At 70.2% G+C, this 23660-nt stretch carries 19 protein-coding genes; 3 read left to right on the top strand and 16 right to left on the bottom strand.

Translation table 11 applies throughout. The features are described from left to right. Positions 1-37 precede the first annotated feature (37 nt). Entirely contained in the window at positions 38-2095 is a 2058-nt protein-coding gene (locus tag IM777_RS03440) for an NAD(+) synthase (protein ID WP_194384657.1), read from the top strand. Here the strand turns inward: IM777_RS03440 and IM777_RS03435 are convergent, their stop codons facing one another. Beyond that, positions 2096-2662: a hypothetical protein gene (locus tag IM777_RS03435; RefSeq protein ID WP_194384656.1), complete on the bottom strand. Its 567-nt coding sequence runs from the start codon at positions 2660-2662 to the stop codon at positions 2096-2098. It lies immediately after the preceding gene. Between the two features lie 239 nt (positions 2663-2901). Between IM777_RS03435 and IM777_RS03430 the strand changes: the two genes are divergently transcribed. After that, a complete protein-coding gene (locus IM777_RS03430; RefSeq protein ID WP_194384655.1) occupies positions 2902-4242 on the top strand; it encodes a D-alanyl-D-alanine carboxypeptidase family protein in 1341 nt (446 codons plus the stop codon). A 42-nt stretch (positions 4243-4284) separates the two neighbouring features. Here the strand turns inward: IM777_RS03430 and IM777_RS03425 are convergent, their stop codons facing one another. Next, positions 4285-4863 carry a hypothetical protein gene (locus tag IM777_RS03425; protein ID WP_194384654.1) on the bottom strand — a complete coding sequence of 193 codons (579 nt, stop codon included), beginning with the start codon at positions 4861-4863 and terminating at the stop codon, positions 4285-4287. A gap of 110 nt (positions 4864-4973) precedes the next feature. On the opposite strand from IM777_RS03425, the gene IM777_RS03420 reads away from it, so the two are divergent. Further along, positions 4974-6431, top strand: coding sequence for a phytoene desaturase family protein (locus IM777_RS03420; RefSeq protein WP_194384653.1), 1458 nt, complete (start codon positions 4974-4976; stop codon positions 6429-6431). Between the two features lie 9 nt (positions 6432-6440). On the opposite strand, the gene IM777_RS03415 is transcribed toward IM777_RS03420, so the two are convergent. The 14 genes from IM777_RS03415 to IM777_RS03350 all read right to left on the bottom strand — a co-directional run bounded on the left by IM777_RS03415 (position 6441) and on the right by IM777_RS03350 (position 23660). After that, entirely contained in the window at positions 6441-6614 is a 174-nt protein-coding gene (locus IM777_RS03415) for a hypothetical protein (protein WP_176759383.1), read from the bottom strand. 29 nt (positions 6615-6643) lie between these two features. After that, positions 6644-9640 (bottom strand): AAA family ATPase, encoded by a 2997-nt coding sequence (locus IM777_RS03410; RefSeq protein ID WP_194384652.1) that lies wholly within the window; start codon positions 9638-9640, stop codon positions 6644-6646. Continuing rightward, positions 9637-10791, bottom strand: coding sequence for an exonuclease SbcCD subunit D (locus IM777_RS03405; protein ID WP_194384651.1), 1155 nt, complete (start codon positions 10789-10791; stop codon positions 9637-9639). Before IM777_RS03405 ends, IM777_RS03410 begins: the two co-directional genes overlap by 4 nt. Positions 10792-10839: 48 nt before the next feature. Further along, complete coding sequence (locus IM777_RS03400; RefSeq protein ID WP_194384650.1) at positions 10840-11286, bottom strand: hypothetical protein; 447 nt, start codon at positions 11284-11286, stop codon at positions 10840-10842. Beyond that, positions 11283-11522 carry a hypothetical protein gene (locus IM777_RS03395; protein WP_194384649.1) on the bottom strand — a complete coding sequence of 80 codons (240 nt, stop codon included), beginning with the start codon at positions 11520-11522 and terminating at the stop codon, positions 11283-11285. Before IM777_RS03395 ends, IM777_RS03400 begins: the two co-directional genes overlap by 4 nt. Positions 11523-11608: 86 nt before the next feature. Further along, entirely contained in the window at positions 11609-11899 is a 291-nt protein-coding gene (locus IM777_RS03390; RefSeq protein WP_071043956.1) for a GNAT family N-acetyltransferase, read from the bottom strand. Between the two features lie 82 nt (positions 11900-11981). Further along, positions 11982-12296, bottom strand: coding sequence for a hypothetical protein (locus IM777_RS03385; protein WP_194384648.1), 315 nt, complete (start codon positions 12294-12296; stop codon positions 11982-11984). A gap of 100 nt (positions 12297-12396) precedes the next feature. After that, positions 12397-13827 carry a GH1 family beta-glucosidase gene (locus IM777_RS03380; RefSeq protein WP_194384647.1) on the bottom strand — a complete coding sequence of 477 codons (1431 nt, stop codon included), beginning with the start codon at positions 13825-13827 and terminating at the stop codon, positions 12397-12399. Beyond that, positions 13824-16055: an alpha-xylosidase gene (yicI, locus tag IM777_RS03375; protein WP_194384646.1), complete on the bottom strand. Its 2232-nt coding sequence runs from the start codon at positions 16053-16055 to the stop codon at positions 13824-13826. Before yicI ends, IM777_RS03380 begins: the two co-directional genes overlap by 4 nt. After that, positions 16052-18391: a glycosyl hydrolase family 95 catalytic domain-containing protein gene (locus tag IM777_RS03370; RefSeq protein ID WP_194384645.1), complete on the bottom strand. Its 2340-nt coding sequence runs from the start codon at positions 18389-18391 to the stop codon at positions 16052-16054. The genes yicI and IM777_RS03370 overlap by 4 nt, the downstream gene beginning before the upstream one ends. Positions 18392-18395: 4 nt before the next feature. Further along, complete coding sequence (locus IM777_RS03365) at positions 18396-19331, bottom strand: carbohydrate ABC transporter permease (protein ID WP_194384644.1); 936 nt, start codon at positions 19329-19331, stop codon at positions 18396-18398. Next, on the bottom strand, positions 19328-20269 hold the full coding sequence (locus IM777_RS03360) for a carbohydrate ABC transporter permease (RefSeq protein ID WP_071043961.1): 942 nt from the start codon (positions 20267-20269) through the stop codon (positions 19328-19330). Before IM777_RS03360 ends, IM777_RS03365 begins: the two co-directional genes overlap by 4 nt. After that, on the bottom strand, positions 20266-21576 hold the full coding sequence (locus IM777_RS03355; protein WP_194384643.1) for an ABC transporter substrate-binding protein: 1311 nt from the start codon (positions 21574-21576) through the stop codon (positions 20266-20268). The genes IM777_RS03360 and IM777_RS03355 overlap by 4 nt, the downstream gene beginning before the upstream one ends. Positions 21577-21596: 20 nt before the next feature. Further along, positions 21597-23660: a beta-galactosidase gene (locus tag IM777_RS03350; RefSeq protein WP_194384642.1), complete on the bottom strand. Its 2064-nt coding sequence runs from the start codon at positions 23658-23660 to the stop codon at positions 21597-21599.

The following is a 23660-nucleotide window of genomic DNA, read 5'->3' as shown; positions in this document are numbered from 1 at the left end:
GGACCGCCGACACGGCCTCACCTGCCAGACTGGGCGGGTGAGCACTCCTCTCCCGTTCGACAGCGCCTACCGCCACGGGTTCGCGCGCGTCGCGGCGTGCACCGTGCCCGTCGCGATCGCCGATCCGGCGACAAACGCCGAGGCGATCCTCGACGCCGCACGCGCGTGCCACGACGACCACACCGCCGTCGCGGTCTTCCCCGAGCTCGGACTCACCGGCTACGCGATCGATGACCTCGTGCTCCAGGATGCGGTGCTCGACGCGGTCGACAGCGCGATCGAGCACCTCGCCGCCGAGACCGCCGATCTCCTGCCGGTGCTCGTCGTCGGAGCTCCGCTCCGCCACCGGAACCGCCTGTACAACTGCGCCGTCGTCATCCACCGCGGTCGCGTGCTGGGCGTCGCTCCGAAGTCCTTCCTGCCGACCTATCGCGAGTTCTACGAGCGCCGCTGGTACGCGCCCGGCGACGACCAGGCCGGTGGCGTCATTCGCATCGCCGGCGCCGACGTGCCCTTCGGGCCCGATCTGCTGTTCCGCGCCCGCGACGTTCCCGACCTCGTCGTGCACGCCGAAGTGTGCGAAGACGTCTGGGTGCCGATCCCGCCCTCCTCCCGCGCGGCGCTGGCCGGCGCGACGGTGATGGTGAACCTCTCGGGAAGCCCCATCACGATCGCGCGCGCCGAGGACCGCCACGAGCTGTGCCGGTCGCAGTCCCTGCGCTGCCTCGGAGCGTACGTCTATGCCGCCGCCGGCGCGGGCGAGTCGACCAACGACGTGTCCTGGGACGGCCAGACGATGATCTACGAGGTCGGCAACCTCCTCGCCGAGACCGAGCGCTTCCCCGACGGGCCGCGCCGCTCCGTCGCCGACATCGATCTCGACCGCCTGCGACAGGACCGCCAGCGACAGGGGACCTTCGACGACAACCGCCGAACCCACGCCGCCGACACCGTCTTCCGCACCGTCGAGTTCGACCTCGCGCCCCCGGTGTCGCCGACCGGCCTCGCGCGGCCGGTCGACCGCTTCCCGTTCGTGCCCGACGACCCGGCACGGCTGGCGCAGGACTGCTACGAGGCGTTCAACATCCAGGTGACCGGTCTGGTGCAGCGGATGCGGGCGATCGGGAACCCCAAGCCCGTGCTCGGCGTCTCCGGCGGCATCGACTCGACCCACGCGCTCCTGGTGATCGCGCGCGCGATGGACCTGCTCGGTCGGCCCCGCTCGGACATCCTCACCTACACGATGCCGGGCTTCGCGACGAGCGAGCGCACCAAATCCAACGCGATCGCCCTGTCCCAGGCGATGGGCGCGTCGATCGAGACGATCGACATCCGCGGTGCAGCGACGGAGATGCTGGAGAAGCTGGGGCACCCGTTCGCCGCGGGAGAGCCGTTGCACGACATCACCTTCGAGAACGTGCAGGCGGGGCTGCGCACCGATTACCTCTTCCGCCTGGCCAACCGCAACGGCGGCTTCGTCGTGGGCACCTCCGACATGTCCGAGCTCGCCCTCGGTTGGGCCACCTACGGCGTCGGCGATCACATGAGCCACTACGCGGTGAACGCCGGTGTGCCGAAGACCCTCATCCAGCACGTGATCCGCTGGGTGATCTCCCACCGCGAAGGCGTCGACGACGCGGCCGCGGCGATCCTGCAGGGTGTGCTCGACACCGAGATCAGTCCCGAGCTCGTTCCGGCCGACGCCGACGGCAACATCCAGTCCACCGAGGACCGCATCGGGCCGTATGCCCTGCACGATTTCACCCTGTTCCACGTGCTGCGGTTCGGGATGCGCCCGTCGAAGATCGCGTTCGTGGCCGCACACGCGTGGAGCGACGCCGAGGCCGGCGCGTGGCCGCCCGGATTCCCCCACGACGACCGCTACGCCTTCACGCTCGACGAGATCGCCCGGTGGATGCGGGTGTTCCTCACGCGCTACTTCTCGTTCGCGCAGTTCAAGCGCTCGGCGATCCCCAACGGACCGAAGGTCTCCCCCGCCGGCTCGCTGTCCCCGCGTGGAGACTGGCGGGCGCCGTCGGACGGCAACGCGCGCGTGTGGCTCGCCGAACTCGATGCGGCGCTTCCGCCGAGCTGATCACGCCGCCGAGTCGGTGCGATCCCGCAGGCCCACGCGGTCGGGGATCTCGAACGGGATGTGCGGCAGCCACGACGACGGCTCCGGCCAGGGCGGCGAGGTCGGCAGGGCCGTCAGCATCCGCCGCAGTCCGTCGTCTCCGGGCGACACCGGACGGGCGGCGGGGATCACCCGGCGCGGGGCGTGGTGCCCGAGCGCGCCGCACCACCAGTGGCGCCACGTGGTGTCGACGTCTTCGGGATCGAGCACGATGTAGTAGTCGGGCATCACCGCCTCCGCCGCGGCGAAGTGGGCGAGCGCGGTCTCGACCTCCAGCTCGAGGGCGCCGAGGGTGGAGCGCTCCTCGTACAGCTCCACCCATGCGGCGGCGACGTGCTCCAGCGGATCGGCGTCATGCACGATCCACGGGGTGCGGGTGGCTCCGATGCGGCGGGCGGCGAGGGCCGGCTCGCTCCCCCGCAGCGTCAGGATCTCGACCCCTCGGATCCCGTCGAGCGTCTCGATCGCATCCTCCGCCGCGTCGCCGACGACCGCGACGACCGTTCCCCTGTCGGCTGTGTGCTCCATGCTTCACGATATGTCGCGGATCGTTGCGAGCGCGTGACACGCGACGATCGTCTGCGTTTCGTGACCTGCGCGGCGCCTTCACCCGTCGCGGCGCCTTCACCTGTCGCGAAGTGTCGCCACCGGGCGGCGTGACGACATCCGGCGGCAACCGAATCGACGCGATCCGGACGCGCGCGTGCGGTTCCGGTGGCGGGCGTGCATGATGGGAGGGCGAGTGGCGGACGACCGATGGGGGCGGGATGACGACGCATCGCGATTCGACGGATGCGCTGTCGGACTTCGCGGATCTGATGGCGGGATCCGAGACGGTGTCCGCCGACACCGCGGCCGAGCGCGGGCGCACCCGCAGGGTTCTCGGTCGCATCCTGCTCGCGATGGTGCTCGTGATCGCCCTCGGTGCACTGTCGGCGGGCGGATACGCGGCGTGGGCGCTCGGCGCTCCGCTCCCGGCACCGACGGCACAGCTGCAGGATCGGGCCGTCGCCGCATCCGAGCCGGTCGCGGTCGCGGAACCGTCACAGGGGGCGTCGGCGGTGACGGTGTCGGGTGCGCCGGAATATCTCGGCGTGGACGGACTTCAGGCGGCGAGCGGCACCACGGATGCCGTGCCGATCGCGAGCATCACCAAGCTCATCACCGCTCTCGTCGTGCTCGACGCCCATCCCCTGGGCGAGGGGGATGCCGGCCCCACGCTCACCTTCGGCGCCGCCGACCACGCTCTCTACGACGCCTACTACGTGCGGGGCGCGACGATCGCGGCCATGCCCGCGGGCAGCACCATGACGCTGCGAGACGCCCTCGCAACGATGCTCATCCCGTCGGCGAGCAACTACGCGCACGCGGTGTCGACGTGGGCTTACGGCTCGCAGTCCGCGTTCCTCGGCGCGGCGCGCGCCTGGCTCGAGGCGAACGGACTCACCTCGACGAGGATCGTCGATCCCACCGGTCTTGATCCGGGGAACGTCAGCACCACCGCCGACCTGCTGCGCTTGGGCGCACTGGCCGCGGCGGACCCCACGATCGCGGAGCTCGCGGCGACGCCCTCGCTCACGCTCCCCGCGACCGGTCCGATGCGCAACACCAACGAGCTGCTCGGCGTCGACGGCATCACGGGTCTGAAGACCGGGAACCTCGGCAACGGCACCTTCACCCTGCTGTACACGGCATCGCTCGACGTCGGACTCGGTGAGCCGCTCGCCGTCACCGGCGCGGTCGTGGGCAGCCAGACGCGAGAGGCGACGAACGACGTCGCGCTGCGCACGCTCGCCAGCATCCGCGCGGGGTTCCACGACGTCGCCCTCGCCGACGCCGGCGACGTCGTCGGCACGATCACGACGCCGTGGGGCGAGTCCGCCCAGGCGGTCGTGGCGCGCGACGCCGCGCTGCGCACGTGGTCGGACACCCCGGTCGAGGTGACCGTCGACACGCGCGCGCCGGAGGTCTACCGCGACGGCGCCGTGGTCGGCACGATCACGTGGACCGCCGGACCCGAGACCGCCACCTCCGACGTCGTCGTGGCGGGCCACATCCCGGAACCCACCGCGTGGTGGCGCCTGACACATCCCGATCAGCTCGGCTGACCCGGTCCGTTCGCGTGGCAGCGGGGGTCAGGCGGCGCGAGGTCACGCCGGGAGTGCTCCGTAGGCGAGGGTGATGATCCAGCCGTCACGGGAGAGGTCCGCCAGCTGGTAGTGCACCCGCCGGTCGGGAATCCACCCCCTCGCTTGGGGCGCGTCCAGGCGCACGTGCTCGCCGCGAACGCGGGTTCCGCGTCCGTCCGCGTCGCGGACGGCCTGCACGCGGGTCCAGTGCCGCACGAGGGCCTCGACGTCGTTCTCATCGAAGAGATGGGAGTGACGCTGCATCTCGTGCAGCGTGGCGTCGTCGGGCCGGTTGTCGCGAAGGTCCAGTCCCAGCGGCACCGCGGGGTCGGCGACGGCGACGACCGTCGCGGCACGGAAGTTCGCGTTCCGGATGCCGAGCGGCACGTCGGCCCCGTCGACCTCGGCGATCAGCTGCGTGTGGAAGCCGAACTGTGCCGGCGCCTCGCGCTCGACGCGCACCTTCTTCGGCTCCAGACCCAGGTGATCGGCGACGATCTCCCGTGCGAGGGCGCGCTTGCGGTCGTGCTCGCTCATCGCCGGGTCCCAGCCCAGTCGCATCGCGATCCCCTCCGGGGCATCCAGGACCACCGATTCCATGAGACCTCCTCGCTCGATGCCTCCATCCTGCCGCGCCGGGTCGCGGGAAGGAACCGTCGTCCCGGCGCGTGGGCGAGATCACCGCTTCGGAGCAGTGCCACACTGGGGCCATGGCGAGGCGTGCGACGGTCGTGGGCAGCGGCCCGAACGGGCTCGCCGCGGCGGTCTCGCTCGCGCGCGCCGGCTACGACGTCCACGTGCTCGAGGCCTCGAGTGCCATCGGCGGCGGCGTGCGCACGGCCGGCCTCACCCTGCCCGGGGTGCGGCACGACGTCGGGTCGGCGGTGCATCCGGCGGCGCGAAGCTCGCCGTTCTTCCGCGCGTTCGGGCTCGGCGAGCGCATCGAGTGGATCACGCCGGAGGCCTCCTACGCGCAGCCGCTCGACGGCGGACGGGCGGCGATCGCGTGGCATGACCTCGACCGCACGGTGGACGATCTCGGGGCCGGAGGTGCCGCCTACCGCAGGCTGATCGAGCCGTTGTCCCGTCGCATCCACGAGCTGGTGGCGGTCACCGGCGACCAGCTCCTGCGGGTGCCGCGTCATCCCCTCGTGATGGCGGGGTTCGGAGCAGGGATGCTTCTGACGGGCACGAAGGCCGGGCAGACGACGTTCTCCGCCGACGTCCAGGCTCTGCTCGCGGGCGTGCTCGCGCACGGGAACACCCCTCTCCCTTCCCTGGCCGCTGCCGCTTCCGGCCTGTTCCTCGCCGCGCACGCACACACCCCCGAAGGGTGGTCTCTCCCGCGCGGTGGAGCACAGCGGATCGCCGACGCGCTCGCCGACGACCTGAGAGCACACGGTGGCAGCGTCGAGACGGGGTCTCACGTGCGAAGCCTCGCCGACCTGGATTGGGGCGACCCGGGCGCCGGCGACCTGCTGCTGCTGGACACCGCCCCACGGCTGCTGCTGACCCACCCGGACATCCCCGACCGCTATGCCCGCGCGATCCGCGCCTACCGGCACGGGTCGGCGGCCGCGAAGGTCGATTTCGCTCTGGACGGCCCCGTGCCATGGGCGGCGGCCGACGTCGAACGCGCCCCCACGGTGCACCTCGGCGGCACACGGGCAGAGGTCGAGGCAGGTGAGAACGCGGTGGCAGCCGGCCGGATCCCCGAGCATCCGTACGTGCTCGCCGTGCAGCCCACCGTGGTCGACTCCTCGCGCGCCCCGGACGGCACGCATGTGCTGTGGGCCTACATCCACGTGCCGCCGGCGTCGACGCTCGATCCGACGGAGCCGGTGACCCGACAGGTCGAGCGGTTCGCGCCGGGATTCCGTCGCCTCGTGCGGGCCTCGCATGCGGTGACGGCCGCCGAGCGCTCCCGCGTGAACCCGTCGGACATCGACGGCGACATCCTCGGCGGCGCGTTCACCCTCGCGCAGGCGGTACGCCGCCCGGTCGTCTCACGCACGCCGTGGCGCACACCGATGCCCGGTGTGTACCTCGCGTCGGCGTCGACGCCGCCGGGGCCGGGGGTCACGGGCATGCCCGGATGGCGCGCCGCCCGCCAGGCGCTCACCGATCGGACCGGCGTGCCGGTCTCGCTCGACGATCTCTTCGGCTGACCGCGAAGCCTACGACCGCGAGAAGGCGGCGCGGAGGAGGAAGAAGACGACGAGCGCCACGATCGCGACGATGACGAGCTTGAACAAGAAGACGATCGCCGTGAAGACGAACTCGACGAGGATCCAGGCGATGACCACCGCCGCGATGACGCCGAGAATGGTCCAGATCGTGCTTTTGGTCATGTCCTCCAGCCTACGTGCCGGGAGCCGCATCACGTGATCGAGGCCACACCCTGCCGCAGCGTGCTGGGCCCCTCGCGGGTGGCTTCCACGACCAGCTGCGCGGGGATCTGCTCCTTCATGGCCGCGACGTGGCTGATGAGGCCCACGGTGCGTCCGCCCTGGCGGAGCTCGTCGAGCGTGCGCATCGCGAGGTCGAGCGTCTCGGCGTCGAGGGAACCGAAGCCCTCGTCGATGAAGAGGGTGTCCAGGCGGACCCCGCCCGAGCGGGATGTGACCACTTCGGCGAGACCGAGCGCGAGAGCCAGCGAGGCGAGGAAGGTCTCCCCGCCCGACAGCGACTGCGCGGGACGGGCCTGTCCGGTGTGTGCGTCGAGCACGGTGAGGCCGAGACCGCTGGATGCGCCGCGGGCCGCGACGGCATCGCTGTGCCGGAGCGTGTAGCGACCGGATGACATCTCGGACAGGCGCAGGTTGGCCGCCTCGACGATCTCCTCCAGCTCGGCGGCGAGCACGAAGGATTCCAGCGACATGCGGTGGGTGTTGGGGGCGCGGCCCGCCACGGTGTTCGCGAGCCGCGCGATCACTGCCTGCTCCTGTGCCAGATCCGACGTGGCCGCGAGAGCTCCGCCGGCACGGCCGCGGAGATCGGCCAGCCGCTCCCGGCGCTGCGTCGCGGCGGCCGCCGCGTCGACGGCCGCGCTCCATCGGTCTCGCGCCTGGCCGAGGGCGGTCGCGGTCTCGTCGGTGTCGATCGGTTCGTCGCCGACGCCGGCGAGTTCGAGTTCCAACTCGCGGAGTCTGTCGCGCTCGCTCCGCAGCTGCACGTCGTGATCCGTCACGGCCGCGTCGAGGTCTCGGCGCTCCGATGCCGGCAGCAGCGCCGCACGGGCATCGTCGACCGACTCGAAGCCGCTCTCGGTGAGCCGGCCATCGATGTCGCGACGAGCGACCGACTCCGCGTCGACGCTCGCGAGGTGCTCGCGCGAGGCCGTGCGCAGCGCCTCGGCGGCGCTGCGCCGCCGGCGCGCGGCGGCCAGTCGCGACGCGACGCTGTCGTGCTCACCCCGGGCAGCGTCGACGCGTCGGCGCGTCTGCGCCAGCTCCTGGTCGGCGACGGCGATCTCCTGCCGCCGTGCCACCGCATCCGCGACGAGCAGCTCCCGTTCGGCCGCCGCCTGCGCGTCGGCTTCCACGAGGCCGCGGCGCTGCTCGGACAACTCCCGACGTCGCGTGTCGGCCGCGTCGGCCAGGCCCAGGTCAAGGTCGGCGCGTTCGAGATCTGCGGTGAGCGAGTCGACGGTGGCGTCGCCGACGGCGCCGCGCACCTCGGCGACGGCTGCCCGCGCATCCGACGCAGCGGTCGCCGCGTCGCGCTCGGCGTCGAGGGCCGCCGCGTGACGCGTCTCCGCCGCGGCGATGTCCTCGTCGCTCACGGGCTCGTCGGCACCGACCGCGGGAGCCGGATGCTCACGTGATCCGCACACGGCGCAGGGCTCACCCGCGACGAGGCCGGTGGCGAGCTCTCCGGCATGGCCGTCGAGACGGCGACGCAGCAGCGCTCGCACGGCGGCGGTGGCCGATTCGAGCAGGCCCAGCGCCTCGGCGTGGGCGCCCTCTGCGGCGCGAAGGTCGGCGGCGCGCCGATCGAGGGTGGCGGCGGAATCGAGGCGCGCTGCGATCGTGGCGCGCCGTTCGGCGAGAGCGTCGCGTGCCCCGGCCGCTTCGGTCGCGGCCGCCAGATCGGCCTCGAGTTGCGCGAGACGCACCGGCAGTTCGGCCCGGCCCGCGTCGATCGTCGCGAGGAGCCCGTCGAGCTCGTCGAGGCGCTCGCGCGCGGTGGTGAGGCGCGCGACGAGCCCGGGGAGGGCCGCCTCGTCGTCCGCGGCGCTCTCCGCGACGGCGATCTCTCCCGTGCACTGCTCGATGATCGCCGCGAGGCCGGCGTCGTCGGCCTCCGCCTCACCCAGCCGAGTCCACTCACCTTGCGCACCGCGCCACGCGGCTGCGGCCGCCGCCGCGGTCCGGTGCGCCGCGTCTGCGGCGTCGATCGAGGCACGCAGCGCTTCCGCGTCCGCGGCTCGATCGCGGCGGTGCCGCTGGTCGGCGATCTCCTGCGCACGTGCCTCGAGGTGCACGAGCGCCTGCCGCGCTCGCGCACGTGCATCGTGGCGTTCCCGCAACCCACGACGGGCCGTGTGCGCGGCCTCGGCAGCGCGGTGCGCGGCGTCGGCGTCGTCGCGCTCGCGCACGAGCGCGTCGGCACGGTAGTCCAGACGAGCCTGCGCACGAGCGGCGAGCGCCGCTCGCGCCGTGACATCGGCCGCCTCGGCGCCGTCGGTGTCGTCATCGCGCCACAGATCGTCGGCGACGCGCTCGGCTTCGTCGAGGAGCACGACGGCCGTCTCGAGCGCCGTCGACAGCGCGCGTTCGCCGTCTCGACGGCGCTGCTCGAGCGCATTCTGATAATCCTCGTAGGTCTTCGTGCCGAAGAGGGTTCGCAGCAGCCGCTGCCGTTCGTCGTTCTTGGCGAGCAGGAACTCCGCGAAGCGGTTCTGGGCGAGCAGGATGACCTGGAGGAACTGCTGCTGGCTGAGCCCCACGATCTCGTCGAGCTCGAGCGCGACGTTGCGGGGACCGCGCTGCCGCCCGATCCACTCGCCCTCGACGTACTCGTCGAGGTGCGCGTCGGGAGCGAGCGTCGTGAAGCCCTCGCCGCGCTTCTTCGGCCGCTGGTATTCCGGGGATCGGGTGACCTTCCATCGGCGATCGCCGACGGTGAACTCCACGCTCACGCGGGTCGGATCCTCGGGAGCGCAGTGGTCGCTGCGCAGTCGCTTCTCGGCGCCGTCGTAGCGCGGGGCAGAGCCGTAGAGCGCGAAGCACACGCCGTCGAGCACGCTCGACTTGCCGGCACCGGTTCTACCGGTGATGAGGAAGATGCCGTCGCCCTCGTAGGCGTCGAAGTCGACCACCTGGCGGTCGCGGAACGGCCCGAACCCCTCGAGTTCGAGACGGTGCAGTCTCACGCCGTCGCCTCCGCGAGGCTGCGCTGGTCGATGATGTCGCGGATGAGCTCGTGCTCGAGCTCGCTCGCGCCCTCGCCGTCGCGCACGTGCGCGAGGAAGGCGTCGACGAGCTCCGCATCGCTGCGTACCGCGCGCACCCGGCGCGCGTATCCGCCGGAGGCATCCGCGGCCGGTGTCGCCGGAGTGTGCATGACCGTCGCGCAGAACGGGAAGCGGGCGAGCAGGCGGCGCATCGCGTCGATCTGCGGCGTCGCGTCGGTGTACTGCGCGCACACCCAGGCGTCGACGTGGGCCTCGTAGTCCTCCGCCTCGAGCAGCTCGTCGAACGTCGCACGAAGGGTCACCAGACGGCGCGGGATCGGAAGGTCGAGCCACGTCGCCGCGACCTCGCCCGCGGCATCCATGTCGATGAGCCATGATCCGCGCGGCTTCGCCCCCTCACCGAAGCTGTAATGCAGCGGCGCCCCGGCGTAGCGCACCGTGGGCGCGAGCTGCTGCCGGCCGTGGATGTGGCCGAGGGCGACGTAGTCGACGCCGTCGAAGCTCGACAGCGGCACCACATCGAGGCTCCCCTGGCGGATCTCGCGCTCCACGCCCGGAGTCGGCTCGACGCCGGCGGTGAAGCAGTGCGAGATCACGACGCTGCGGGCCGGATGCTCCTGCAGGTCGGCCCGCACGAGGCTCATGGCATGGTCGATCGCATCGGCCTGCGTACGCATCACGGCGCCCGGCCACACGTGGCGGACGATGCCCGGCTCGAGGTACGGGATGCCGTAGAAGCGCACGGGTCCGTCCGCATCGTCGATCACGACCGGGTCGTCGAGTCTCAGCGGGTCGGTGAGCACGTGGATGCCCTCACGCAGAAGCCCTGCCTGGAATCCGAGGCGTGCCGCCGAGTCGTGGTTGCCGCTGGTGACGATCACGTGCGCGCCGGTGTCGGCCAGGCCGCGCAGCGCGTCGCTGAGGAGCGTGTAGCACGCCGCCGCCGGTGCCGCAGAGTCGAACACGTCGCCGGCGACGATCACGACGTCGACGTCGTGCTCGCGCACCTGCTCGACGAGGTGTTCCAGCACGCCGCGCAGCGCATCGAGCGTCGAGTGACCGTGGAAGGATCGCCCGATGTGCCAGTCGGAGGTGTGCAGGATGCGCATGCCGACAGGGTAGATCGACCCTCCGACACGGTCGTCGAGGCGCTCCGCTCAGTCCTCGGTGTCGCTCGCGATCCGCCGCGAGAGAGCGGCGATGTCGGCATCGGAGACGTCGAGGCCGGCTTGCGCGACGCGGCCGCGCACGGCATGCTCGACGGCTGCGAGCGGCTCTCCGGCGAGGTCGGCGCGCATCTGCTCGACGAGCCCGTCGAGCTTCTCCGACGCGGAGGCATTGTTCTCCGACATCGCGGGGCGGGACTGCTCGCCGCGCTCGTCGAGAGCACCGGAGCGCTGCGCCTGATCGACGGTCATCGTGTCGCGTCCGCCATCGTGCCCGTAGTGGTGGCCGTCCGGGGTCGCACCCGCCGGTGAGGGCGAGTCGGTGCTTCGGGTGTCGGCCTCACCGGTCGAGGTGGTCGTGTCGTTCGCGTCTTCCGCATCCCGGCGATCGGGATAGTTCACGCCCGGTTCGTCGAACTCGTTTCCGCTGGTGCTCACGAGGTCTCCTCCTCGTCGTCTGCGGCGAGGTCGGGATCGGTGTCGGGCTGCGCGCCCTCGACCGGTCCGACGTCGACACCCGGGTCGGGTTCCTGGTGCTCGAGCGTGAGGTCCGGGCTGCCCGTGGCTTCGCGGTCGGCCTCGGCGGTCTCACCGTCGGCCACGGCGCCGCTCTCCCACCCGCCCGCGGGTTCGGCGTCGATGACGCCCTCCGGCAGGTCGCGTTCCTCATCCATGCCGACTCCTTCCGTCTCCCTTCAGCGTGACGGGTGCCTCGGATGCGTCTCGAGGGCTTGACCGGCAGGCGCGGGCCGGGTAGGCGTCAGCGCGGCTGCAGGATGCCCGCCCGGGCCGGGTGCGCGGCGAACCAGTCGGCGACGTACCAGCAGACCGGGCTCACCCGGCGGTCCCCCGTGCTCTCGATGTCATCCACCGCGCGCTCGACGATCTCGGCCGCGTACCCGTGCCCTCGGAAGGTCGGCACGGTGTAGGCGCGCGTGAGGGCGACGGTCCGGCCGTCGTCGCGGTAGTCGAGCACGCTGACGAGGTCGTCGCCGCGGTGCAGCGTGTAGCGCGAAGCGTCGTTCTGTCGGGTGAAGCGCAGGTCTGTCACGGCGATAGCGTACGCCTGCCGCGGGCCGGCGGCGCCGGAACACGCTCGGCTCGCACCGCGCGCGCAGATTGCGCGCCGGGGGTCATCCGTCTCCGGTCGTCACCTGCGAGACCAGCCGGTCGACCTCCTCGTCGGACAGGTCCTGGCCCGCCTGTCCCAACCGTTCGCGGAGGGTCTGCGCGACCTCTTCGCGCGAGGCGTCGCCGGAATCCGAGCGCACCTGCGCGACGATGCTCGCCACGTCGTCGACGTCGCCCCCGGCCTCCGAGACCTCGTCGGCTCCCGCAGACCCCGATTCGGTCGGCGCCTCGCCGATGTCGTGTCCGCCGATCACGCCGATGCCGACCGCCACGTGGTCGACGTCGTCGGACGCCTTCTTCTCGTCGTTCTCGCTCATGCGGGTCTCCTTCCGTGGATTCCAGCTTCGCGCCGTCGAGGTGCGCGGTCACGGGGTTGACACGCCCGCCTCGATGCCCCGTTTCACCCGGGCGTCGTGGTCACTCGGGCAGCACGCCGGTGCTCGCAAGCCGGCGATACCAGTGGCCGGAATCCTTCACCGTGCGTTCGAGGGTGTCGAAGTCGACCCGCACGATGCCGAAGCGCTTGGCGTATCCGTAGCCCCACTCGAAGTTGTCCAGCAGCGACCACACGAAGTAGCCGCGCAGGTCGACGCCCCGCTGCAGCGCGCGGTGTGCGGCCGTGAAGTGCCGGCGCAGGTAGTCCAGCCGCTCCGGATCGGGCACCGATCCGTCGGCGGCGACCACGTCGTCGAACGCCGCGCCGTTCTCGGTGACCATGAGGGGCTGGTCCGGGAACTGGTGCGACAGCGATACGAGCAGCTCCTCCAGGCCGTCGGGCGCGATGTTCCAGCCCATCGCGGTGTACGGCCCGGCCTGCTCGAGGAACTCCACCGACGTGTCGCTGCCCGGCCACGCCGTGCCGCCGCCGGCGGCCTTGTGGCCGTCGTTCTGCTGCCGCTCCGCGACCCCGTCCCACATCTGCACGGTCACCGTGGAGTAGTAGTTGACGCCGAGCACGTCGATCGGCTGATTGATCTGTGCGAGATCGCCGTCGTGCACGAACGACCAGTCGGTGACCGCCGCGGTGTCCTCGACAAGATCCTGCGCATATTCCCCACGCAGCATGGGACCGGTGAAGGCGCGGTTGGCGAGCGCATCCACCCGTCGGATCGCCTCCTCGGCGCGATCGCCGCGTCCGCGCGGCACGTGGAAGTTCAGGGTCACGGAGTACTGCGGGTCGCCGGTCGACGTCTCACGCAGTGCCGACACGGCACGTCCGTGGGCGAGATTCAGGTGGTGCACGGCGGCGAGGGCGGATGCCGGCTCCCGGCGTCCGGGTGCGTGCCCGCCCTGGCCGTATCCGAGGTAAGCAGAGCACCACGGCTCGTTCAGGGTGGTCCAGGTGTGGACGCGATCGCCGAGCGCGGCGCCCATGACGGCCGCGTACTGCTCGAACGCGTCGGCGGTCGCGCGGGCCGGCCACCCTCCGGCGTCTTCGAGAGCCTGCGGCAGGTCCCAGTGGTACAGCGTCGCCACGGGACGGATTCCGCGCTCGAGCAGACCGTCGACGAGCCGGGAGTAGAAGTCGATGCCCGCCTGATTCGGCGCACCCGTGCCGGTCGGCTGGATGCGCGGCCAGGCGATCGAGAAGCGGTACGCACCGAGCCCGAGATCCTTCATGAGATCGAGGTCGCGCTCCCAGCGGTGATAGTGATCGCACGCGACGTCGCCGGTGTCGCCGTTCCAGACGTTTCCGGGCGTCTTGCTGAAGGTGTCCCAGATCGAGGCCCCTCGACCGCCCTCGTCGAAGCCGCCCTCCACCTGGTACGACGCCGTGGCAGAACCGAAGACGAAGCCTTCCGGGAAGACCAGTCCGGAGTCGCGGTAGTCGGAGTTGCCGATTCTCATCGGGTCACCTCGTCGAGATCGATGTCGAAAGATGCGCGCTGCCCGTCCGGGGTGGTGACGGCCACTGTGCGGGTGCCCTCGCCGCCCGGGAACACGCGCAGACGAAGTCCTTCCCGGTAGTCGTAGTCCGGCCGGTCGTCGCGCGCGCCCCACGGGATCACCGCACCCGGCCGGGCGTAGAGCGGCAGCGAGTCGAAGCCGTGAGTCTCGCGGCGCCACCGCGCACCCTCGACCTCCTCGCCCGTGAGCAGGTTCGTCCACGTGCCGGCGGGGAGGTAGAACTCCACCTCACCCTCGGCGCTGAACACCGGGGCGACCAGCAGCTCGGAGCCGAGCATGTACTGCCGGTCGAGGTAGGCGACGGCGGGATCGTCGGGGAACTCCATCATCATCGGGCGCATGACGGGCACGCCGGTGGCCGCCGCGTCGACGCCCTGCTGGAACAGGTACGGCATGAGACGCATCTTGAGCTTGGTGAAGATGCGCGTGACATCCACCGCCTCTTCGTCGAACTGCCACGGCACCCGGTAGGACTGCGACCCGTGGAAGCGGGAGTGGCTGCCCAGGAGCCCGAATGCGGTCCAGCGCTTGAAGACCCCTGCATCCGGGGTGCCCTCGAATCCGCCGATGTCGTGGCTCCAGAACGCGAAGCCGCTGGCCGCGAGCGAGAGGCCGCCGCGGAGGGTCTCGGCCATCGACGCGTACGTCGAGGTGGAGTCGCCGCCCCAGTGCACCGGCATGGTCTGTCCGCCGGCCGTGGCCGAACGGGCGAACAGCACGGCGTCGCCCTCTCCCCGGGCCTCGACGAGCACCTCGTGGACCGCAGCGTTGAACAGGTGCGTGTAGAGGTTGTGCATGCGCGACGGATCGGAGCCGTCGAAGTACACCACGTCGGTCGGGATGCGCTCACCGAAGTCGGTCTTGAAGCAGTCGACGCCCTGCTCGACGAGCCGGCGCAGGTGCGACTGATACCACGCGGTCGCCGCGGGATTGGTGAAGTCGACCAGCGCCATCCCGGCCTGCCACATGTCCCACTGCCACACCGACCCATCCGGCCGTGTGACCAGGAATCCCTGGTCAGCGGCCTCGCGGAACAGCGGTGAGCGCTGGCCGATGTAGGGGTTGATCCACACGCTCACGCGCAGGTCCTTCTCGTGGAGGCGCTGCAGCATGGCGTCGGGCTCGGGGAACACGCGCGGGTCCCACTCGAAGTCGCACCAGTTGAATTCGCGCATCCAGAAGCAGTCGAAGTGGAACACCGACACCGGCAGGTCGCGCCGGGACATCTCGTCGATGAACGACGTGACTGTCGCCTCGTCGTAATCGGTGGTGAAGCTCGTCGACAGCCAGAGCCCGTAAGACCACGCGGGCACCACGGGGGGCCGCCCGGTGAGCGCGGTGTAGCGCGAGAGCACGTCTTTCGGGGTCGGGCCGGCGATGACGAAGTACTCCAGCACCTCGCCCGCGACGGAGAACTGCACGCGCTCGACCGCCTCCGAGCCGATCTCGTAGGAGACGTGTCCGGAGTCGTTCACGAGAACGCCGTAGCCACGGCTGGAGAGGTGGAACGGCACGTTCTTGTATGCCTGTTCGCTCGACGTTCCTCCGTCGGCGTTCCACACCTCGACGCTCTGCCCGTTCTTCACGAGCGGACCGAACCGCTCTCCGAGCCCGTAGACGAGCTCACCGACACCGAGGTCGAGCTGCTCGTGCACGAACGTCCCGCCGCGGGACACGGTCGTGCCGGCGCGCGCGTCGCCGACGATCCCGGGATCCACCTGCGCATCCTCACTCAGCTGCACGTATCCCTGTGCCTTGTGTCCGCTGCCGGTCACGCGGCGTCCGTCGACCTCGAAGGAGAGGTCCCACGGTGCACCCGAGGTGATACGCGCCGTCAGCGCGCCCGTCTCCAGCACGCCGCCCGACTCGTCGAGGGATGCCTTCCCGGCGCCGGTCGCGCCGGGAAGCCCGAATCCGCCGTGCCAGGCACCGCCGTCATGGTGGGCGATGCGTACCCTCACGACACCCTCCATCGGCGAGGACAGGGTTGTCGTGAGCACCGCCCGGTTGAGCGTGTCGCCGCGCTTGGCGATGCGCGCCGTCGGCGCAGTGACCACCAATCCCTCGCCGTCGGCCGTGTCGGCCGTGTGCCAGATGTCGTACGCCTCCTGGGCGTACAGGGCGGTGACGCCGGGTCGCAGCTGCCAGAACCCGTCGGTGAACTTCACGCGGTACTCCTGTCGATGGGTGTCGTTGAGGGAAGGGGAAGTGGGAGCGGGACCTCGATCACCCCACGGGCGGGCACATCGATCACCGCGCGACGACTGCCGTGCGCGACCGTGACCGGACCGGCCGTTGACGGCTTAACCGCCTCCAGGGTCAGAGCGACGGGCTCGCTATCGCACCAGTCGAGGTCGAGACGGATGCCCGGCCGGGCGATCAAGCCGCGCACCCGGCCGGTACCCATCTCGGCCGGCAGGGCGGGCAGGAGGTCGATCCGGCCGGGGCGGTGACTCTGCACGAGTGCCTCCAGGACGCCGCTGACGAGACCGAAGTTGCCGTCGATCTGGTACGGCGGGTGCGAGGCGAAGAGATTGGGATAGAGACCGCCGCGGTGCCCGCCCTCGGGGGAAGCGGCACGCGTGGCCAATCGCAGGAGACACGAGACGGCCGCGGCGTCACCCAGTCGTGCGCGGAGCGCGATCTTCCATGCGAGGGACCACCCCGTGGAATCGTCGCCGCGCGTGTCCAGCGTGTGCGCCACGGCGGCGTGGAGGTCGTCCCTGCCCCCGTCGCCGGGGTACCACTCGTAGAGGTGAGAGAGATGGCGGTGAGCGCGGTCCTCGTCGTCCACCTCCGACCCCCATTCGAGGATGCGCCCGTCGGCCTGCACACGCGCGGGAGCCAGCCGCGGGAGGGCCTCCCGGGCGGCGGCGACCACCGGATCGTCCGGTTCACCGGCGTCGTCGGCGAGATCGACCACGAGGCGGAGCACCTCTCGGATGAGTGCGAGGTCCAGGGCCGAGCCTTCGGTCAGCGCAACCGGTCTGCCGCCTACGAGGTAGCGGTTCTCGGGCGACGTCGAGGGCGACGTGGTCGCCGCTCCGTTCGCATCGGTGCGGAGCCATCCGAGGAGGAATCTCGCGCAATCGCGCGCGACCGGCCGGAAGCGGGCGCGAACCTCGGGGGTCATGTCCCCGTGGCGACGCTGTTCATCGAACTGCCGCACCAGCCAGGCGCCACCGAGGGGCCAGTGCGACCAGGCCGCATCACCCGCCGTCGGCAGCGTGTACGCCCACAGATCCGTGTTGTGGTGGGAGACCCAGCCCTCGATCCCGTAGAGCCGCCGGGCGGTGTCACGTCCGCGGTTCGCGAGGCCCTCGAGGAGGTTGAGGAGCGCCGTATGAGGACCTGAGAGCCCCACACTCTCGGCCGCCCAGTAGTTCATCGGCAGATTGATGTTGAGGGTGTATGCCGAGGACCACGGCGGCTGCATCTCGGCGTTCCAGATGCCTTGCAGATTGGCCGGGGGCCCCGTCTCGGTGCTCGAGCATCGAAGCAGATACACACCGTAGGAGATGAGGGCCGACAGGACGCCCGTGGGGAGTACGTCGCGTCGCTCGGCTTCGATGATGGCCCGGTGCGGGTCGCCGATGACTTTGAGGTCGCCGGCGAGCTCGAAGGCGAAGTTCGGAGCGGAGGCGCGGAACGCATGTTCGTGCCGGTCGATCGCCTCACGCGAGTCTGCGGCGGCGAGGAGGCCCTCCGCGCGCGATCGGGCCTTCTCGCGAGGTTCCGGAGGGGCCGCGACGCCTCGGATCGTCGTGGTCAACGCGATGCGGATGTCAAGACGGTTCGCACCGGACACGACGAGATCGCCGCCGGACCAACGGGCGGCCCCGTCATGTTCGACGTCGACGATCACCACGACGGTGCCCGTCGACACGTCATCGGCCTCCCAGGTGACGGCCGGCGCGTCGGGCTCGTGCGTGGGCGCGACATCGGCGGGAAGGTCCAGCACGACGACGGCGCGGGCGTCCGCGCGTTCCTCGTCGACGCGGCGAAGTGGCGTGTCGAAGGAGACCACGGCGTCCGTCGGCCGCGCGTACGACTCCCGGTGGACGATGAGACCGCTGTGCCACGACACGATGGACGTCGCGGTGACGCCCTCGGCGCGGCACACGTGAACGGCGGTTTCGAGGTCGAGCTCGCGGACGATCTCCTTGGCCCGATCTGGACGCCCGGCGGTCGTGATCGTCACCTCTCCGACGGGCAGGAACGCCTGAGCGTAGCCGTGCTGGAGTGTCCGCATCGCGGTCTCCGCGCGCTGTGGATCTCCCGCCGAGACGGCAGCCCTCGCCGCGGCGAGCGCTTCAGCCGCCGACGCCGGGTCGACGAGGTCGCGGTCTGCACTGGCGAGGCCCCCGGACCACGCGGTCGCCTCGTTCAGCCCGAGGCGGCGCGCGGACGCGTCGGCACCGACCATCAGGCCGACTCGACCGTCCCCCAGCGGGAGACGGTCGAGCCAGGTATCGCTCGCCGTGGTGTATCTCAGCACCGTCATCGGGTCAGAACTTCATCCCGCCCGCGGCGAGCCCCGAGCGCCAGTAGCGCTGCAGCGACACGAACACGATAATGATCGGGATGATCGACAGCAGCGAGCCGACGATCACCAGGGTCTGCAGTCCCGGGATCGTGATCGCCGCCTGGCTCCATCCCGAGAGACCCACGGTGACAGGCTGCAGCCGCGCATCGCTGAGCACCAGGAGCGGCAGCATGAAGTTGTTCCAGCTGCCGATGAACGCGAACAGCAGGATGGTCACCGCGCCGGGTGTCAGGAGCTTCAGCGCGATCGACCAGAACGCTCGCCACTCGCTCGCCCCGTCGAGACGGGCCGCCTCGAGCAGCTCCATCGGCACACTCGTCTGGGCGTAGATGAAGCCGAGCATGACCCCGAACGGATACACGAGGCTCGGCAACAGCACGCCCCACATGGTGTTGTTGAGCCCCATCTCGACCAGCAGCACGTAGGTCGGCTGCGCGAGAACGGTCTGCGGCACGAGCATGCTGCCCAGTGGCGCCGCGAGGATCACGGTCCGACCGCGGAAGCGGTACATCGCCAGCGCGTATCCGGAGATGACGCTGATGAAGGTCATGAGCACGCTGCCGAGGCCGGAGTAGATGAGCGAGTTGAACATCCACCGCCAGTAGATGCCGTCGGCCTGCTCGGTGAGATCGACCAGGTTCTGCCACAGATTGAAATCGGCGAAGAGGAAGCCCGGGGTGGAGAAGAGGTCTCCGGTGGACTTGGTGGACGCCACGATGAGCCAGTAGACGGGCACCAGGAAGTAGAGCGTCACGGCGATCATGAAGATCCAGCCCACGGTGCGGGCCGTGCGGCTCGGTCGCTCGCCTTCGGCGTACACCTGCTGACGCCTGCGGGGCGAGGGTGCGACCGAGGGGTGCGCGGCCGTCTCGGGCGCAGGTGCGATCTGCGTGGTCATGCCGACGCTCCCTTCTTGCGGTTCTGGAACACCGACAGGACGATCGAGAGGATGAAGGTCGCGATGCCCAGGATGATGGCCATCGCCGAGCCGAGGTTGATGTTGCCGCCGAGTGTCGTCGCCTGGAAGATCGCCATGTTCGGCGTGTAGTCGCCCGTGACGTTCGAGGTGATCGAGCGCAGGGTCATCGGCTCGTTGAACAGCTGCAGCGTGCCGATGATCGAGAACAGGGTGGTCAGCACGACGGCCGGCAGCACCATCGGGAGCTTGATCTGCAGAGCCGTGCGGAATTCACCCGCACCGTCCATGCGTGCGGCTTCGTACATCTCGCGCGGAACGGTCTGCAGGGCGGCGAAGATGATGATGACGTTCACGCCCGTGACGGTCCAGATCGTGACGTTCGCGATCGACCACAGCACCGTTCCCGGCGCCAGGAAGTCGACCGAGATGCCGATGGAGGCGAGTCCCTCGACGATCGGACTCACGCGCGGCTGATAGAGGAAGCCCCACACGAGCGCAGCGACGACGGACGGGACCGCATAGGGCAGGAAGACGCTGAGCTGGAAGAAGCGCTTGGCGCGAACGACGGCGGAATCGAACAGGAGCGCCAGCGTGATCGCGAGGATCATCATGACCGGAACCTGCACCACGCCGAACAGGAGCACACGCCCGAAGCTCTCGAGGAATCCCTGGTCCTGGAACGCGCGGATGTAGTTGTCCAGGCCGACGAAGGCCAGGTCGTTGCTGTTGTCGAACCCGAGTCCGCCGCGCTGCACCGAGAAGAAGCTCATCCACAGCGCCGTCAGGATCGGCAGGATGAGGAAGACGACGAACAGGATGATGAACGGCGCGAGGAAGAGGTACGGGGCGAGGCGCACGCCCCACCCGCCGCGGATGCGGCGGGGGGACGTGCGCGTCGGGACGGCTGTCGAGGTCATGATGCGACGTTGAGGCCCATCGCCTCGAGCTCCTCGACCGTCATGTCCTGAACGTTGTCGAGAGCCTCTTCGAAGGTGATCTCGCCGTTGGCGACGCGCCCGAACTCGTCCTTGAGGGCGTTGACCGTGAGGTCATGGGTCGGGCCGGCCGTCCACGTGCCGGGCACGCGCTCCGCGGCATCCGCGAAGACCTCGTTGATGACCTGACCGCCGTAGAACTCCGACGGCTGCAGGAGCGACTCGCTCGACAGGCCGGTGACCGCCGACGGGAAGACCCCGCCGTCGATGAGGTACTCGACTCCGGAATCACTGGAGTTCAGCCAGGTGATGAACTCGACGGCCTGCTCCGGGTGTTCGGAGTTCGCCGTGACCACGTTCACGCTTCCGCCCGATTCACCGGCGGTGTTCTTGCCGGAGAACAGCGGGGTGTCCGCGACCGCCCAGTTCCCGCTGGTCGACTCCGCACTCTCCTCGAGCAGCACCGGGAACCATGCCGCGTAGTTGATGGTGGCGATCGTGCCCGCGTTCACCTCGGCCCAGTACTCGGGCGTCCACATCTCGACGACCTTCACGAGGTCTTCGTCGAGGAGCGTCTGCCAGAGCTCGGCGACCTCCAGGCTCTCCGGCCCGTTGACGGTGACGTCCCAGGCGTCGTCTTCGATCTGGAAGAAGCTGCCTTCGTTCTGCCACACGGTCTCCATCCACAGGCCCGCCTCATTGGGCGAGAACTGAGCGATGTAGATGTCGGGGTTGGCAGCCTTCAGATCGCGGCCTGCCTGCACGTACCCCTCCCACGTGGTGGGAACCTCGATGCCGTACTCCTCGAAGATGTCGGTGCGGTACATCAGACCGGTGGGGCCGGAATCCTGTGGGATGCCGTACACCGCATCTCCGAAGGAGACCGTGCCCCACGAGCTGGCGGTGAAGTCCTCAGCCAGGCCGTCGACGTACGGGGTCAGGTCGGTGAGCCGATTGTTGATGATGTGACCCGGCAGCGAGTGCGCGGACATCTGCACGACGTCGGGGGCCGTGTCGGCGTCGATCGCGGCGGGGATCTTGTCGCCGTCGTCGCCGGTCATCCGGAAGAACTCCACCTGGATGGCGGGGTTGTTCTCGTTCCATTCGGCGACCGCGTCCTCGAGGCCCGGGACCCAGCCCCAGAACTCGATCGTCACGTCTTCCGCGGCACCGTCGTCGCCGGAACCGCCATCGCTTCCTCCGGAACATCCCGCGAGCGCGAGCGCGGCTGCCGCCGCCAGTCCGGTCGCGGCCAGGCCGCGCTTTCTCCAGGTACTGCTGTGTGCCATCGTCGGCACTCCTTTCTCGGTCACTTGCGTGAACCCTCGGGTGAGGTCTCGATCCGGACGATGAGGACATCGCCCGCTGCGACGGCGACGTCGCCGTCGACATCCGTGTTCGACAGGACGTTCCTGCCGGTGGCCCGAACGGTCTGCGCCCGCTCGGTGTGATTGATGAAGATGCGCAGCGCGCCGGTCTTCGTGCGTCGCACGACGTGCTCGACGCCGTCGGGAAGCACGGCGGCCTCGATGCCCGCGTCGGCGACGATGCGTGCAAGATGGCGTTGCAGATCGTCGCCCTCCACGCGCGTGGAGATGTAGTGCACGACTCCGGAGCCGCGGACGTTGCGGGTGATGGCTGCCGAGCCGGGTGCGATGACCGCCGGCGCGTCGGCGCCATAGGACGCGACCACCTCGGCCCCGCGTACGTGGAGGACCTCACTCCAGGCCGACGCGCATGTTCCCTCGCTGAGAGTGAGGTTTTGGCCGTCCCGGAGCGGCGCATGCTCTTCCACCCGCACGCCGGCGAGTTCGGCGAACGCCGCCGAATAGCTTCCCTCACGCACGCGCAGGTGCTCGTCGGTCGATCCGGAGAGGTACCAGACAGCCAGGTGTCCGCCGTTCGCGACGAAACGGTCGAACGCCTCCCGTTGGGAGTCGCTCACGGCGATCATGCTGGGTACCAGGACGAGGTCGTACTGCGAGGGGTCGCCGTTCGGGTCGACGAAGTCGGCCGTCACGCCGGACCGCCACAGCGCCTCGTGCACGCGGCGAAGCGCCGGGAGATAAGCGACGTCGGCAGAGGGCAGCATCCGCGTCTCGGTGGCCCACCACGCCGTCGAGTCCCACACGATCGCCGTGCGCGATTCGACGACGCGCCCCTCGATCGGACCGGCCGACAGTTCGGGGACGCCTGCGAGCTCGGCGCCCAGGTCGCGGATCTCCCGGAAGATGCGGGAGTCGGGACCGACGTGGGGCACCATCGCCGAGTGGAAGAACTCCGCCCCGACGCGCGGCGCACGCCATTGGAAGAATAGCGATCCGAAGGATCCGCGCGCCAGGTACTGATAGGTGTTGCGGCGCATGCGCCCGGGCGCCTTGGCGAGCATGCGACCGCCGGCGTAGTCGTAGACCAACGACGTCGCCTGTTCCATCAGGAGCCACGGCCGACCGCCCGCGAAGGACCGGGCCAGATCCGCCGCGAATGCCACCTGCGCGTCGCCAGAGGGGCCGTCTTCCGGGTAGTGGTCGATCGTGACGACATCCAGCTCGCGCGCGAAGTCCCATTCGTCGTAGTGATGCCATGTCGGAAGCATGAAGTTCGTGGTCGTCGGTACGCCGGGCGTCACCTCTCGCACGATCTCGAGCTGGTCGCGCAGGCAGCGCAGCAGCATGTCCGAACTGAAGCGCTTGAAATCGAGGAGGTGCGCGGGGTTCGGAATGTACTGCGTCCTCTGCGGCGCGTGGATGTCCTCCCAGGAGGAGTACACCTGTGACCAGAAGGCCGTGTTCCAGGTCGCGTTCACACGGTCGAGGTCTCCGTAAGCATCCTGCAGCCACTCACGGAAGGCGACGTCGGTGACCGGACCATAGGAGACCGTGCCGTACTCGTTGTGCAGGTGCCACATCGCCAGCGCCGGGTGGTCGCCGTAGCGCTCGGCCAACACTCGGGTGATGCGGCGGGCAGCGTCTCGGTACGCCGGAGCGGCGGGATTGTAGGTGTCGCGGCTGCCGTGGATGAGCCGCACGCCGTCGGGCGTTACGGGCAGCGCCTCGGGGTGCAGCCGGGAGAACCACGGCGGAGGAGACGCGGTCGGCGTCGCGAGGATGACCTTGACGCCCGCGGAGTGCAGGCGGTCGAGCGCGGCATCGAGCCAGCCGAAGTCGTATTCCCCCGGCTGCGGCTCGAGGGCAGCCCAGGAGAAGACGCCGACCGTCGCGGTGTTCACCGCAGCCTGCTGCATGAGATCGATGTCTTCCAGCAGCACCGCCTCCGGCCACTGCTCCGGGTTGTAATCACCGCCGAACCACACGTGGGAGATCGGTCGTCGAAGCGCTTCGATTGCGGGCGTGGGCGTCTCGCGCTCCACCAT

This window comes from Microbacterium luteum (assembly GCF_015277875.1).
GTDB lineage: Bacteria > Actinomycetota > Actinomycetes > Actinomycetales > Microbacteriaceae > Microbacterium > Microbacterium luteum.
The sequence above is the reverse complement of the archived record's forward strand: the minus strand, read 5'-3'. Positions and strand labels throughout refer to the sequence as shown.

Coding starts and splice junctions, on each gene's coding strand:
- IM777_RS03405 (WP_194384651.1), bottom strand. CDS start 10,791: ATGCGCATCCTGCACACCTCCGACTGGCACATCGGGCGATCCTTCCAC.
- IM777_RS03370 (WP_194384645.1), bottom strand. CDS start 18,391: ATGACGGTGCTGAGATACACCACGGCGAGCGATACCTGGCTCGACCGT.
- IM777_RS03420 (WP_194384653.1), top strand. CDS start 4,974: ATGGCGAGGCGTGCGACGGTCGTGGGCAGCGGCCCGAACGGGCTCGCC.
- IM777_RS03425 (WP_194384654.1), bottom strand. CDS start 4,863: ATGGAATCGGTGGTCCTGGATGCCCCGGAGGGGATCGCGATGCGACTG.
- IM777_RS03430 (WP_194384655.1), top strand. CDS start 2,902: ATGACGACGCATCGCGATTCGACGGATGCGCTGTCGGACTTCGCGGAT.
- IM777_RS03365 (WP_194384644.1), bottom strand. CDS start 19,331: ATGACCACGCAGATCGCACCTGCGCCCGAGACGGCCGCGCACCCCTCG.
- IM777_RS03415 (WP_176759383.1), bottom strand. CDS start 6,614: ATGACCAAAAGCACGATCTGGACCATTCTCGGCGTCATCGCGGCGGTG.
- IM777_RS03380 (WP_194384647.1), bottom strand. CDS start 13,827: ATGAGAATCGGCAACTCCGACTACCGCGACTCCGGACTGGTCTTCCCG.
- IM777_RS03385 (WP_194384648.1), bottom strand. CDS start 12,296: ATGAGCGAGAACGACGAGAAGAAGGCGTCCGACGACGTCGACCACGTG.
- IM777_RS03395 (WP_194384649.1), bottom strand. CDS start 11,522: ATGGATGAGGAACGCGACCTGCCGGAGGGCGTCATCGACGCCGAACCC.
- IM777_RS03360 (WP_071043961.1), bottom strand. CDS start 20,269: ATGACCTCGACAGCCGTCCCGACGCGCACGTCCCCCCGCCGCATCCGC.
- IM777_RS03435 (WP_194384656.1), bottom strand. CDS start 2,662: ATGGAGCACACAGCCGACAGGGGAACGGTCGTCGCGGTCGTCGGCGAC.
- IM777_RS03350 (WP_194384642.1), bottom strand. CDS start 23,660: ATGGTGGAGCGCGAGACGCCCACGCCCGCAATCGAAGCGCTTCGACGA.
- IM777_RS03355 (WP_194384643.1), bottom strand. CDS start 21,576: ATGGCACACAGCAGTACCTGGAGAAAGCGCGGCCTGGCCGCGACCGGA.